Below are 12,245 nucleotides of genomic sequence, written 5' to 3' on the forward strand. Positions count from 1 at the left end.
GCTGCTCACCCTCCGTTCGCGGAAGTATCACGTCCCGTGACGGGGCACCGCGCTCCGCACGACCAGGAGGAGACCCATGCGAGCGAAGACGGCCCTCACCGCCGGCGCCCTGGCACTGACCATCGCCGCCGGAGCCGGATGGGCCGCCCAGGCGGCTCCCGACCACAAACCCGCCCCCAAGCCCGCGCACACCCGCGTCGTCGACGGCTACCAGATCGTCACGCTCCCCAACGCCACCGTCCCCAACTTCCAGCGCCGTACCGTCTTCTGCCCGCCCGGCAAGCACGTCATCGGCGGTGGAGCCGAGGCCCAGGGCAACGACGCGATCCTCGTCGGCAGCTTCCCCACCCCCGACGGAACCGGCTGGATCGCCCTCGGCAGGCAGAACGCCTACAGCAGCGTCGGCATCAGCGTCTACGCCATCTGCGCCAACTGAAGATCTCCTTCCAGTCGCTTCACCGCCCCGCCGCCGGACGTCCGGCGGCGGGGCGCCGCGCATTCCCCGTGAGCAGGCGAGCGGAGGGGAGGCGCGGCGGGCGGCCCTCCTCGTGGGCGGCGGTGGCAGAGGGCGCGGGCGGCGGTGGCAGAGGTCGCGGCGGCAGAGGTGGCGGTCAGGCCACCGGGCGGACCTGGCCGCCGGCCGCCTGCCGCAACGCGGTTTCCAGCCGGTCGCGGGCCTCGGTCTGGGAGGCGATCCGCTGGTTGAGGACCGCCAGGCGTTCCCGTGCCACCCGCAGCCCCCTGTCCGACGGCGGTGCCGCAGTCACGTCGCCGTCCAGGCACGGCAGGAACACCCGAACGTCGTCCAGGGTGAGGCCGGCGGCCAGCAGACAGCGGATGTTGCCCACGCGCACCACGGCCCGCTCGTCGTAGACGCGGTAGCCGTTGGAGGCCCGTTCGGAAGAGATCAGTCCGGCCTGCTCGTAGTGCCGCAGCGCACGAGCGGTCGTCCCGGTCGCCCTGGCCAGCTCACCGATCCGCACCCGTCCCACCTCCCGGACCACTCCTATCACGCCGCGATCACGCCACGACCGCTCCGCCGTCGACCGGGAGTACCGCCCCGGTGACGAACGAGGCGCCCGAGGCGGCAAGCTGGGCGATCGCCCATGCCACCTCCTCGGGGCGGCCGATCCGCCCCAGCGGGGTGTGCGCCAGCTGCCACTCGCGCACCGCGGCCGCCCGCTCGGGCGTCAGCCCCTGGTGCTCGCCGATGGGGGTGTCGATCGCGCCGGGCGCGACCGCCGCCACCCGGATCCCGCGGGGCGCCAACTCGACGGCCCAGCTGCGGGTCAGCAGTTCCAGCGCGGTCTTCGTCGCCGCATAGACCGAGTTGCCCGGCCAGGCCCGCTGTCCCACCGACGTACTCACATTGATGATCACCCCGCGTGACGCCTCCAGGAGCGGCAGCGCGGCCTGAGCCAGCAGGACGGGAGCGACGAGATTGGTGGCGAGCTGCGTCTCGATCGCCTCGGGCGTCAGCGCCCCCAGGGCGCCGCCGCGCACGACGCCGGCGTTGTTGACGAGCACGTCGAGCCGACCGTGTGTCTCCAGTACAGCCTCTAGAATCCGCCGGGGCTCGCCCTCGGCCGTGATGTCGGCGGCCAGTGGTGTGATCCTGGGATTCCCGGCAGCGGTCTCTTCGAGTCGCCGGACTCGTCGCCCGATCGCGACGACGTGGGCGCCCTCGGAGGCGAAGGCGCGGGCAGTGGCCCGGCCGATCCCGGTGCCGGCTCCGGTGACGGCGATGACCCTGTCGGCATGCTGCGCGGTGCTGTTCATGCCGGTCATCGTGCAGCCCTGCCGCCAGCGGCAAGGTCAAGCAGCGCCCCTCGGGCGGGAGCGGCCGGCCGTCTCGTGCGGGCGGTGAGCACCTCTCAAGGGCTTCACGAGCGGACCTCGACCCGAGTTCCAGCCGGGCGATCGAGGATGCCGCCAGGCGGGGAGGCCACAAGCCTCCGTTCGGCGTTCGGCGTGAGGAGTGCGTATGCGCAACCTGGACCGGGACCCGCGTCGGCGGCGTCCCGAGCTGGAGCGGGCCGAGGGCGCGCCCCTCGCCGCCGACGCCGTGACGGGCGGGGCCTCCACCGCCGTCCACGTGACAGCTGCCGTGGTCGAGGGGAGGCGGCTCTGATGCGCCGCGTCGCGGTCGTCGGGGCCGGCGCGGCGGGATCGCTGACGGCGGTCCAGTTGCTGCGGCAGGCCGACCGGCGCGGCCGCGCGGTCGAGGTGTGGCTGATCGACCCGGCGCGGGGAACCGGGCCGGGCGTCGCCTACGGCACGTCCGACCCGCGCCACCTCCTCAACGTGCCCGCCGGCCGCATGAGCGCCTTCCCCGACGACGCCGGGCACTTCCTGCGCTGGCTGAGGGAACGCAACCCGCTGACCGCGCCCGGGGACTTCGTCCCGCGCAGGGTGTACGGGCAGTACCTGACCGACGTCGTCGAACGCGCCGTCGACGCCTGCGGGCGCGGGCGTCTGCACCGGGTGCGCGACAGCGTCGTCGCCGTCCGCGAGCAGGGAGCCGGGCTCGCGCTGCGGCTCGCGGGCGGCGGAGAGCTGCGGGTGGACGCGGCCGTCCTGGCGCTCGGCAGCCTCGCCACGGCCCGCGACTGGGCCGGGCCCGAACTGCGGGGCTGCGGGCGGTTCGTGGCCGATCCGTGGGCGCCGGGCGCACTCGACGGCCCCGCCGCGCAGGGGGACGTGCTCCTCGTCGGCACCGGGCTGACCATGGTCGACCTGGCCGCCACGCTGGCCCGCCCCGACCGGGTGCTGCACGCCGTGTCCCGTCATGGACTCCTCCCCCAGGAACACCTGCCCACCCCGGCCCCGCCCGTCGAGCCGCCGGACCTGGACGGTTCACGCGGCCTCGACGCGCTGCGCCGCGACGTCCGAGGGCACCTCGCCGCCACCCGGCGGGCCTGCGGCGACTGGCGGCCCGCCCTGGACGGACTGCGTCCGCTGACGGCGGCGCTCTGGCAGCGACTGCCCGTGGCCGACCGGGCCCGCTTCCTCCACGAGGACCTGCGGACCTGGGAGGTGCACCGCCACCGCATGGCCCCCGCCACCGCGACCGCGCTGCGCGCACTGCTGGCCGCGGGCCGGCTGCGCATCGGCGCCGGCGAGGTGGCGCGTGCCGTGCCCGTGGACGACGCGGTGGAGGTGACCCTCGGCGACGGCACCCGGCTGCGGGTCGGCGCGGTCGTCGACTGCACCGGGACCCGGACCGGTTCGCACGGCACGGCCGATCCCCTGGTGCGCTTCCTGCTGGAGCGCGGCCTCGTCCGCACCGGCCCCGCCGGGCTGGGGCTCGACACCGCCGCCGACGGACGGCTGACGCCCGCGTCCGGCACCCCGCCCCTGCGGCTGTGGACGCTCGGGGCGGCGCGACGCGGGAACCTGCTGGAGACCACCGCTGTCCCGGAGATCCGCGCGCAGGCCGCCGAGGTCGCCGCCACCGTCCTGGACGCGCTCACCGACCACGGCGCCCCCGCGCCGACCGACCGCTACGGCCAGCGCCTGAGCACTACGCGGGAGGCGGCGGAGCTGTACGACCGGGCCCTCGGGCACATCCTGGCGGGCAGTCTCGGCGCCGAGGCGCTGCTGACCGACGCCGTCCGCGTCGACCCGGGCTTCGCCGTCGCCCACGCGGCGCTGGCGCTCCTCGACCACGCGTGCGGCAGCGCCGAGGAGACGCCCCGGGCGCTCACCTCCGCCCTCCGCGCCGCGGCCGTGCGGGCGGACGACCGCGAACGCGGCTTCGTCGCCGCCGTGGACGCCTGCCTGACCGGCACCGAGGAGCGCGGCAAGGCGGCCCTGCTGGGCCACATCGCCGCCCACCCCCGCGACGCGCTCGCCGTGAGCGCGGCCGTGCCGACCGTCTCCTTCAACGGGGTGACCGGCGCCGAGGAGGCCTGGGCGCTCGTCGAGGGCCTGTCGGGCACCTACGGCGACGACTGGTGGTACCTCGGCCAGCTCGCCTTCGTCCGGCAGGAACAGGAGCGCTGGGAGGAGGCCGAGGCGCTGGCCGTCCGGGCGCTCGCCGCACAGCCCCGCGCCGGGCACGCCGTCCACGCCCGCGCGCACGTCTACTACGAGACCGGCGAGCACCGGGCCGGTCTGGCCTGGCTGGCCGAGTGGCTCGGCCGGCACGGGGACGGGGCGGCCCACCGCTCCCACGTGGCCTGGCACGTGGCCCTGCACGAGTTGTCCCTCGACGACCGGTCCGCGCTGCTGCGCCGCTACCGGCGCGAGCTGACCGCCTCCCGGGTCGGCGGAGGCCGGCTGCTGGTCGACTCCGCCTCGCTGCTGTGGCGGGCGCGCATGACGGACAGCTGGAGCGGCGGCCTGCCGGTGGCCGAACTGCTGGACGCCGCTCCACGGCACTGGCTGGACGCACCGGCGACGGGCTTCGCCGCCCTGCACACCGCGGTGGCCTTCGCCGCGGCCGGGGACCTCGACGCGCTCGGCCGGCTGCGCGCCCACGCGCTGGCCCACCACCAGCCGGTGTTCGCGCTCGTCATCGCCCCGCTGTGCGACGCGCTGGCGGACGTGGTCCGGGAGGACTGGCTCCAGGCGGTACGGCGGCTGCGGCCGCTGCTGCCCCTCCTCGCGCACACGGGCGCCAGCAAGGCCCAGCAGGAGGTGGTCGAGGAGACGCTGCTGCACGCCCTCATCGCGGGCGACGCATGCGACCGGGCGGCACGGCTGCTCGCCGCCCGGCTGGACCGGCGCCCGTCGCCGCTCGACCGGCGGCGCCTGGAGACGGTGCGCGGGCGGAGCGCGGAGCGGCTCTTCCGCAGCGTCGCAGCGACGTAGTCGCGGCCGTCGCAGCTGTTCGCGGGGAAGGCGGGCGGCTGCCCTCGCCGGCAGGGACCGGGCGCGGAGCCGGTCACGGAGGCAGACGACGGCCCTGCCCGGCTCCACCGCCGCAGGCACCCGCGGACCGTCCCTCACGGCGTCATGGGGAATCCGGCTTGTCGAGGTCGTCGGCAGTGCCGGGGACTGCCGGTCCGCATCCGGGGGGAAGGCGGGCGACGACCAGGGCGACCGCGTCACGCGGGTTGTCCGTCTCGCCCATGGCCACTGGTCCACCGGGTGAGCCGGTCCTCCACCCCGTGACCCGGTATCCCCCGTCCACGGGAGTGACCACGGGAACGTCGTGGGTGTAGGGATACCCGGTGCAGCGGCTGAAGTTCAGCGACCTGTGGCTGTGGAAGGGGAACAGGGCTCGCAGCCGCGGCTGGGCGTAGGCGGCCTCGATGAGGTCGTGGTCGACGTACGGCGCCGCGGTCCGGCGGTAGATCATCCACATGGTCTCGACGGCGGCACCCCGCTCGTGGGCCTCGGCGAGCGGCCCGTGGCGGACGAACCGGCATGCGGATCGCAGCTCTCCCACAGCGGCGCCGGACTGCCATACCCCGGTGGCCAAGGCGGCCTCGTCCAGGCTGGTGGTGGCGCCCTTGGCCATCTCGACGCCGCGTTCCCGGAAGCTCATGACGAAGCAGCGTTCCTGAATGCCCAGGTGAGTGCTCGTCGTCCGGTCGGCGCTGTCCGCCCGGGCCCCTGATCGCTCCCACCCGGGGGCTCGTTCGGGGAGCACGTCGAACCGGTATCCAGCCCGGTGAACGGCTTCTTGCAGGACGCTCCGGAGAGTGCCGTCCCGACCGAGTTCGGGGTAGAGACCGGCCAGGTGCGGGACAGATCCGGACGTCATGCGTCGGCCTCCAGTCGGCGCCGGTCGTGAACGAGCTCTTCATGGCTTCCGCCGGCTGTTTCCCGCGCCGGACCTCGACGAGGGGAAGCCCGGTGACCGTCGCGGGTATTCCGGGCTCGGCGGGATGCCGGACCGGCCGGGGGAGCCGGTGAGTCGTGCGAGGAGTGAGTCCCCGTCCTCCTACGGCGCTTGCGCGGGCCGTCGTGGCCCGTGGGGGGCCGTCGGGTGGGGCTGTGGCCCCGGCCCGACGGCCCGCCGCGCCCGGTCACCAGGAGGCGCCTGCGGGCTCCTCGATGGTGGTGTTGATGCGGTTGAAGAAGTTGGTCAGGCTGATCATCAGGATGAGCGCGGAGAGCTGCTCCTCGTTGAAGTGGTCGGCGGCCTCGTTCCACACCTCGTCGGAGACGGCCTTGCCGGAGCGGTCGGCGATCCGGGTGGCGGACTCGGTCAGCGCCAGGGCCGCGCGTTCCTCGTCGGTGAAGAAGGGCGCCTCGCGCCAGGCGGCCACCGCGTGCAGGCGCTCGTCGCTCTCACCGTGCTTCTTCGCGCCCGTCACGCCGGCGAACACGCAGGCGCTGCACCCGTTGATCTGACTGGCCCGCAGGTGGACCAGTTCGAGGATCTGCGGCGAGACGCCGCCCTGGTACATGGCCTTGTAGATGGCCTGGATGCCCTTCATGGCGTCCGGCAGGACCTGAGCGGGGTTCTTCATCCGGGCGGCGGGGGTGCTCTCGGCGTTCATCTGATGCCCTCCTGGTGATCCGTTAGCGTCTGTCACTGGACCGACGGATCCGAACGCGGGGATGTGACAGGTGAGCGGGACATTATTTCTGGCCGACCGATTCGAGGCGGAACGCCCCGGGCTGCGGGCGGTGGCCTACCGGATGCTGGGGTCGCTCGCCGAGGCGGAGGACGCCGTCCAGGAGGCGTGGTTCAAGCTGAACCGCGCCGACGTGGGCGACGTGCGCAACCTGGGGGCCTGGCTCACCACGGTCGTGGGCCGGATATGCCTGGACATGCTGCGCTCGCGGGCGTCGCGCCGTGAGGATCCGCTGCCCGAGCAGGACGGCTCGGTCCGGCTTCCCGACCCGGTGGTCACCGCGGCGTCCGGCGTCGACCCCGAGCAGGAGATCCTGATCGCGGACTCGGTGGGCATCGCGCTCATGATCGTGCTGGAGGCGCTCTCACCGGACGAACGACTCGCCTTCGTCCTGCACGACATGTTCGACGTGCCCTTCGACGCCATCGCCCCCGTCCTCGGCCGGACGACCGTCGCCACCCGGCAGCTCGCCAGCCGCGCCCGCCGCCGGGTGCAGGGCGCCGCCCCCGCGGCCGACACGGACGCCGCCTGCAAGCGGGACGTCGTGGACGCCTTCCTGACCGCCTCCCGCGGCGGGGACTTCGAGGCGCTGCTGGCGGTGCTCGCCCCGGACGTGGTCGCGCGCTCCGACGGCGGCACGTTCGCCCCGAGCATCGTGCGGCGCGGCGCGGCCGACGTGGCGTCCCAGGCGATCTCCTTCGCCCGCTTCGCGGCCGAGGCCCACCACGTCCTGGTCAACGGCACCCCCGGCGTCGTCTCGTCCACCGAGGGGCGGCCGTTGTCCGTGATGTCGTTCACCATTCGCGGCAGCCGCATCGACGGACTCGACATCCTCAGCGATCCCGACCGCCTGAACACGCTCGGCCTGACCGTCTGACCGTCAGGTCGCCTGACCGGCTGATCGTCCGACCACCCGCCGGGCTGACGGGCCGACGGTTCGGTCGTCGCCGGCGGGCGGCCGAGCCGGGGCGGGCGCACGGCCTTGTGTGCGCCCGCCCCGGGGCCTACCGGAAGGCCGGCAGGTTGCGCGCCACCCACGTGCCGAAGGAGCCGGCCGGACGGTGGAGGACGGTCTCCACGTCAGGGCTGACCTTCTGTTCTGCCGGGAGCGGGACGCCGAGCACGTCGAGGGTGCCGGTGGCGACCTGCTCCGGCATGAACTGCGTCATGGCGGCAAGGGCGTCCTCACGGGACAGTTCCACGAAGGTCACCTCCTCGCCGAGGGCGTGCGAGATGACCTCGGCCTGCCGGCGCGGGGTGATCGGTTCGGGGCCGGTCAGCTCGTACACGCGGCCTGCGTGAGCGTCCTCGCGCAGGGCGGCCGCGGCGACGGCGGCTATGTCGGCCGGGTCGACGACGGGCAGTGCCACGTCCCCGAAGGGGGCGAAGACCGTGCGCTCGGCGCGGACCGTCTCGGCCCAGGCGAAGGCGTTGGAGGCGAAGGCGCCGGGGCGCAGGATGGTGACGTCGCGCCCGGACGCGCGCACGGCCGACTCGAACTCCCGCAGGCGGGCGTGCGAGGGCGCGTCGGGGCGGGTCGCGCTGACCTGCGACGAGACCAGCACGATCCGCTCGACCCCGGCGCGCGTCGCCATGTCGAGCAGGGTCGCCGGGTGCTCGCCTCGGCTGTTGAGTTCGCCGCCCAGCAGGAGGAACAGGGCGCGGGCTCCTTCGAGGGCGGGCCGCAGGCCCGCGGCGGTTCCCATGTCGGCCTGCGCCCAGCGAACGCCGTCCGTCGGTCCGGCGGGCCGAGGTCGCCGCGACACGGCCACGACCTCTTCGCCCGCCCCGGCCAGCAGTTCCACCAGCGTCCTGCCGATGTTGCCGGTAGCACCTGTCACTGCGATCATCGTGACCCCGTTTGTTAGTTAGCTGGCTGACTCAGTGGGAGGAACGTAGCACACGTCGATCGGCGGCTGTCTATAGTGAGTTGGGTGACCAACTCAGAGAATCGGCGGGTGCGGGCCTCGCAGAAGCGTCAGCGGCTGACGGCGGCGGCGGCCCGGGTCCTGCACGAGCAGGGGGTCGAGCGCACCACCCTCGGCGACATCGCGCGCGAGGCCGACGTCCCCCTGGGCAACGTGTACTACTACTTCAAGACCAAGGACGAGCTGGTCCGGGCCGCGCTGTCCGAGCACAGCGCGCACTTGAACGAACTCACGGGCCGGCTGGAGCAGTTGAGCGACCCCCGCGACCGCCTCAAGGGGCTCATCGAGGCGTGGGTCGGCCGGCGCGAGGTCGCCGCCCGCTACGGCTGCCCGACCGGCACCCTGGCCGTCGAGCTCGACAAGCGCGCCGACGGGACCCTCGACGCCGAGGCCGGGGCGGTCGTCCGGCAGTTGCTGGACTGGTCCGGACGCCAGTTCCGCGAGCTGGGCCTGTCGGACCCGGACGACCTGGCCCTCACCCTCGTCTCCGCCTACCAGGGCATGTCCCTCATGGCCAACGCCCTGCGCGACCCGGACGTCATGACCCGCGAAGGAACCCGCCTCCTGCGCTGGCTCGACTCCCTGCGGGCTCCCGACGCGCACCGGTGACCGGGTGGGCGAGGAGTCCGCGGGAACGGCGCTGACGCGCAAGGCGTGGCCATGGGCCGTCGGGCTACCGGTGGACCTGCCACCTCCGGTCTGCCTCGGCGCGAGCCACCTCGACGTCGTACCGGCCGGCGTCGAAGTGCAACTCCGTTGGTGGAGAGCCGGGTTGGGGCACTTCCCAGTCCGACCACCGCACGACGTCCCCGAACCGTCGCACCACGACGGACAGGAAACCGCAGCAGCCGCCGGTGCACTCCGGTTCCCCCAGTTCCAGACGGCGCCCCTCGCCGGTCGCCCGCAGGGGGCTGGGCCGGCCGGCAGGGAACACGTCTGCCGCGAACGGCCCACGGCCGCCCTCCTGGACCACCCCTTCGATCACGTCCTCGCCGTTGACCCAGAACCGCAACTGGGCGGCGAACCTCGGTCCCGGCGGCACCACCCGGATCTCCAGACGATCGAACATCACCCCACCCTATGAGGCGCGCCGGAGTCGGAGCGTGATCCGGGCCGGCAGCCGTTTCGGCCGGATCGCCGGATCGGCCGCCGGGACGCGCAGGGTCCCGGCCGGAGCCGGCCGCGTCGTCAGCCCCGTGCGGGGGCTGTGGGACGGGCGGTCTGTGCGGACGACCGCCCGACTGCGGCGTACCAGACCAGCACCGTGCATATGAAGGCCGTCGCCGCGGAGACCAGCGACCTCGTGAGGGTGTCGCTGCGTGCGCCGGAGACCAGGGCGATGGCCAAGGCCAGTGTCAGGGTCGTGACGGTGAGCGCGCGGGGGCTCCGCGTGGCGCCAGGCGCGGCGCTCGCCGGCAGCAGCCAGGTGGCGAGGCCGTGACAGACACAGGCCAGCAGGGTGGCCCCCAGCACTTCACTGGGCCGGTGGCCGCCCATGGTCGCACTGGCGGCGGCGATGCAGGCGAGCCACAGCACACCGGCCGTGGCGACGTAGGGGCGTATCCGAGGGGAGACGACGAGGAGGACGGCGAGGGTCAGCGCGGCGGGGATGGCGGTGTGCCCGCTGGGGAAGCCCCCGTCGAGAAGATTGGCGGGCGCGCCCGCCAGGTCGGGTCGGGGCAGCGTCGACTTGAGCACGTCGTTGCCTCCGGTCGTGAGAACGAAGACCGCGAGCGCCGCGCAGCCGGGCCACCAGCACCGCCGCACCAGGGTGAGGACGACGATGAGGGCCAGTCCCACCATCACGGTGGGCTTGGCGCTCAGTTCCATCGGGGGCAGGGGCGTCGAGCCGTACTCCGCTCCGGACAGGGGGTAGATCCATGCCTTTTCGCTGCCCTGTTCACCGAGCCCGAACAGGGCGTTCTCGGCCCGTTGCCCCCACGGGGTGCAGACGGCGAGCACATAGACCGTCAGGAACCCCAGGGTGTACAGCAGGGCCGGCATCCACGGCCGTGTCCTGCGCGACGGGCCGGGGGCGTCGGGGGCTTCGGGGGCCTGCTTCGAAGCCCCCGGGCGGTTCGCGGGCAGGGGCGGAGAATCGTGCTGGGTCATCGCTCTGTTTCTTCCGTTGAAGGGTGGTTGGGTCACGCACGTCTTGCGGCACGGCGTGGCGTGGGCCGCCCGGCTCGGACGGTCCACCGGGGGCCCGCTCCTGTTCGGGGCGTTCCTGCCCCTGCCTATTCGGGGAGTGCCTGTTCCTGCCGGCGCTGGGCGGTGATCGCCAGGGCGGGCAGGGGTGCGATCAGGAGGAGGAGAACGACCAGGTCCGGAAGGGACTGCATGAACGCGTCCGGCTGGGCGACGATCGCCTGCGTCCGGACGCTCGCGACCGCCGCGACGGGGATCAGCCAGCGGTGGTCGCCGGTGGCCGCCGTCGCCACCCACGCGCCGAGCAGAGCGGCGACCTCGAGGACGAACAAGCCGCGCTGGAAAGCCGGACTGACGGAGATGACGTGCAGGCCTCCGGCCACGTACATGGCGAGCACGAGGGGGGCCAGCCAGCGGTACGAGCGGCGTCGCAGACGGCCGGGCCGGCAGAGCGCCAGCACGGCGCACGCGGCGCACAGCGCCCCCGAGAGCACCAGGTCACGGGCCGTTATCGGAGCGCCCAGGCCGTAGTAGCTCAGGCCCGCCTTGCCCTCGCTTCCGAAGAGGGTGCGGCCGTGGGACGTGGCGCCGGCCCAGATCATGGCCGCCGCGGCCGGCAGCGCGACCCACGCCCTGCCACGCAGCAGAGCGACCAGGCAGCCCAGCGGGAGCAGCCCGTAGGGCAGCAGCCGTACCCGGGTGGGGCCTCCGGCCCACGGGTACCAGCCGGAGAAGTGGAAGGCGATGGCGTGCTCTTTGGGGTCGATGTGCAGTGCCCAGTGCCACACGTCCTGCAAGTACGGGACCAGCGCCAGCGCGGCGAGGGCCAGGGCGGCCAGATGGATGCCGTCCAGCCACCACGGCCGAGTGGTGTCGTCGACGGTGGCGAGGGCGCGGGCCCGCACCCCGGCGCGCACCAGGGCGGCGACTTCCCGCGGCGGCGGCCAGGAGCGGTCCGGATAGGCCTCGGTCAGGCAGGCCAGCAACTCCTTCCCCTGCCCGGAGCGGTAGGACCTGGGATAGGCGGCGAGCAGCAGACGGTTCATGCCGGGGCCGCTCCGGCATCCCGCGCGCGTTCGATGACGACGGCCGCCGCCTGCTGCATCCGCAGCGCCTCCCGGCGAAGCGCCTCGGTGCCGTCCTCGGTGAGCCGGTAGTAGCGCCGCGCCCGCCCGTCCACGATCTCCTCATGGCCGGCGGCCACCAGCCCGGCCCGCTCCATCCGCTCCAGCGCGCCGTAGAGCGTGGCGACGGCGATCCGGAGCCGCCCGTCGGTGGCCCGCTCGGCAGCCTTGATGATGCCGTAACCGTGCAGCGGACCATCCATGAGCGCAGCAAGGATGAAGTACTGCGGTTCCGTCAGGAGCGGCTTCCGTCTCGTCATGCAGAGAGCATATATCGAGCTCCGATATATATCTGCCATTCCCCTACCCCCTCCGGTGCCCAACTGGCGCTCCACAAAGGCTTGGAGAGCGCTCGCGCCGGCGGTGGAGCGCGAGTGGGGACATCTGCACTTCTCATTGACAAACCGACTATGCTGTTTTTTACTCGTGCTCAAGCAAGAGCCGTGGAACCCCGTCCAAGCTTCCAAGCGGCGGTCCTCACGGCATGGATCCGTACGCAACCGGCACCGGAC

General features: G+C 73.7%; 14 protein-coding genes. 5 read left to right on the forward strand and 9 right to left on the reverse strand.

From position 1 onward, the window contains the following. Positions 1-76 precede the first annotated feature (76 nt). Positions 77-436 carry a hypothetical protein gene (locus KMS84_RS14120; RefSeq protein WP_256916550.1) on the forward strand — a complete coding sequence of 120 codons (360 nt, stop codon included), beginning with the start codon at positions 77-79 and terminating at the stop codon, positions 434-436. Positions 437-611: 175 nt separating this feature from the next. Here the strand turns inward: KMS84_RS14120 and KMS84_RS14125 are convergent, their stop codons facing one another. Together KMS84_RS14125 and KMS84_RS14130 are read right to left on the reverse strand one after the other, a co-directional pair. Beyond that, positions 612-983 (reverse strand): MerR family transcriptional regulator, encoded by a 372-nt coding sequence (locus tag KMS84_RS14125; protein WP_256916551.1) that lies wholly within the window; start codon positions 981-983, stop codon positions 612-614. Between the two features lie 37 nt (positions 984-1,020). Further along, positions 1,021-1,788 carry an SDR family NAD(P)-dependent oxidoreductase gene (locus KMS84_RS14130; protein ID WP_256916552.1) on the reverse strand — a complete coding sequence of 256 codons (768 nt, stop codon included), beginning with the start codon at positions 1,786-1,788 and terminating at the stop codon, positions 1,021-1,023. A gap of 196 nt (positions 1,789-1,984) precedes the next feature. On the opposite strand from KMS84_RS14130, the gene KMS84_RS14135 reads away from it, so the two are divergent. Together KMS84_RS14135 and KMS84_RS14140 are read left to right on the forward strand one after the other, a co-directional pair. Next, positions 1,985-2,131 (forward strand): hypothetical protein, encoded by a 147-nt coding sequence (locus KMS84_RS14135; protein ID WP_256916553.1) that lies wholly within the window; start codon positions 1,985-1,987, stop codon positions 2,129-2,131. Beyond that, on the forward strand, positions 2,131-4,815 hold the full coding sequence (locus tag KMS84_RS14140; protein ID WP_256916554.1) for an FAD/NAD(P)-binding protein: 2,685 nt from the start codon (positions 2,131-2,133) through the stop codon (positions 4,813-4,815). Before KMS84_RS14135 ends, KMS84_RS14140 begins: the two co-directional genes overlap by 1 nt. 142 nt (positions 4,816-4,957) lie before the next feature. On the opposite strand, the gene KMS84_RS14145 is transcribed toward KMS84_RS14140, so the two are convergent. Together KMS84_RS14145 and KMS84_RS14150 are read right to left on the reverse strand one after the other, a co-directional pair. Further along, positions 4,958-5,494, reverse strand: a complete 537-nt coding sequence (locus KMS84_RS14145; protein WP_256916555.1) for a DUF6193 family natural product biosynthesis protein — start codon at positions 5,492-5,494, stop codon at positions 4,958-4,960. Between the two features lie 484 nt (positions 5,495-5,978). Next, positions 5,979-6,455 (reverse strand): carboxymuconolactone decarboxylase family protein, encoded by a 477-nt coding sequence (locus KMS84_RS14150; protein ID WP_256916556.1) that lies wholly within the window; start codon positions 6,453-6,455, stop codon positions 5,979-5,981. 70 nt (positions 6,456-6,525) lie between these two features. On the opposite strand from KMS84_RS14150, the gene KMS84_RS14155 reads away from it, so the two are divergent. Beyond that, positions 6,526-7,410 (forward strand): sigma-70 family RNA polymerase sigma factor, encoded by an 885-nt coding sequence (locus KMS84_RS14155; protein ID WP_256916557.1) that lies wholly within the window; start codon positions 6,526-6,528, stop codon positions 7,408-7,410. A 127-nt stretch (positions 7,411-7,537) separates the two neighbouring features. On the opposite strand, the gene KMS84_RS14160 is transcribed toward KMS84_RS14155, so the two are convergent. Continuing rightward, positions 7,538-8,383 (reverse strand): NAD(P)H-binding protein, encoded by an 846-nt coding sequence (locus KMS84_RS14160; RefSeq protein ID WP_256916558.1) that lies wholly within the window; start codon positions 8,381-8,383, stop codon positions 7,538-7,540. A gap of 84 nt (positions 8,384-8,467) precedes the next feature. Between KMS84_RS14160 and KMS84_RS14165 the strand changes: the two genes are divergently transcribed. Further along, positions 8,468-9,070, forward strand: coding sequence for a TetR/AcrR family transcriptional regulator (locus tag KMS84_RS14165; protein WP_256916559.1), 603 nt, complete (start codon positions 8,468-8,470; stop codon positions 9,068-9,070). 64 nt (positions 9,071-9,134) lie between these two features. Here KMS84_RS14165 and KMS84_RS14170 read toward each other — a convergent pair whose 3' ends face one another. From KMS84_RS14170 to KMS84_RS14185, 4 genes are all read right to left on the reverse strand, one after another. Continuing rightward, a complete protein-coding gene (locus KMS84_RS14170) occupies positions 9,135-9,530 on the reverse strand; it encodes a hypothetical protein (protein WP_256916560.1) in 396 nt (131 codons plus the stop codon). A gap of 119 nt (positions 9,531-9,649) precedes the next feature. Then, a complete protein-coding gene (locus KMS84_RS14175) occupies positions 9,650-10,465 on the reverse strand; it encodes a phosphatase PAP2 family protein (protein WP_438818933.1) in 816 nt (271 codons plus the stop codon). A 233-nt stretch (positions 10,466-10,698) separates the two neighbouring features. Next, positions 10,699-11,655: a hypothetical protein gene (locus tag KMS84_RS14180; protein WP_256916562.1), complete on the reverse strand. Its 957-nt coding sequence runs from the start codon at positions 11,653-11,655 to the stop codon at positions 10,699-10,701. Beyond that, complete coding sequence (locus KMS84_RS14185; protein ID WP_256916563.1) at positions 11,652-11,993, reverse strand: PadR family transcriptional regulator; 342 nt, start codon at positions 11,991-11,993, stop codon at positions 11,652-11,654. The genes KMS84_RS14180 and KMS84_RS14185 overlap by 4 nt, the downstream gene beginning before the upstream one ends. Positions 11,994-12,245: the final 252 nt, after the last annotated feature.

The sequence above is a fragment of the Streptomyces hilarionis genome, from assembly GCF_024539675.1.
Lineage (GTDB): Bacteria > Actinomycetota > Actinomycetes > Streptomycetales > Streptomycetaceae > Streptomyces > Streptomyces hilarionis.

Coding starts and splice junctions, on each gene's coding strand:
- KMS84_RS14130 (WP_256916552.1), bottom strand. CDS start 1,788: ATGACCGGCATGAACAGCACCGCGCAGCATGCCGACAGGGTCATCGCC.
- KMS84_RS14170 (WP_256916560.1), bottom strand. CDS start 9,530: ATGTTCGATCGTCTGGAGATCCGGGTGGTGCCGCCGGGACCGAGGTTC.
- KMS84_RS14140 (WP_256916554.1), top strand. CDS start 2,131: ATGCGCCGCGTCGCGGTCGTCGGGGCCGGCGCGGCGGGATCGCTGACG.
- KMS84_RS14120 (WP_256916550.1), top strand. CDS start 77: ATGCGAGCGAAGACGGCCCTCACCGCCGGCGCCCTGGCACTGACCATC.
- KMS84_RS14185 (WP_256916563.1), bottom strand. CDS start 11,993: ATGACGAGACGGAAGCCGCTCCTGACGGAACCGCAGTACTTCATCCTT.
- KMS84_RS14135 (WP_256916553.1), top strand. CDS start 1,985: ATGCGCAACCTGGACCGGGACCCGCGTCGGCGGCGTCCCGAGCTGGAG.
- KMS84_RS14180 (WP_256916562.1), bottom strand. CDS start 11,655: ATGAACCGTCTGCTGCTCGCCGCCTATCCCAGGTCCTACCGCTCCGGG.
- KMS84_RS14175 (WP_438818933.1), bottom strand. CDS start 10,465: ATGCCGGCCCTGCTGTACACCCTGGGGTTCCTGACGGTCTATGTGCTC.
- KMS84_RS14160 (WP_256916558.1), bottom strand. CDS start 8,383: ATGATCGCAGTGACAGGTGCTACCGGCAACATCGGCAGGACGCTGGTG.
- KMS84_RS14145 (WP_256916555.1), bottom strand. CDS start 5,494: ATGAGCTTCCGGGAACGCGGCGTCGAGATGGCCAAGGGCGCCACCACC.
- KMS84_RS14150 (WP_256916556.1), bottom strand. CDS start 6,455: ATGAACGCCGAGAGCACCCCCGCCGCCCGGATGAAGAACCCCGCTCAG.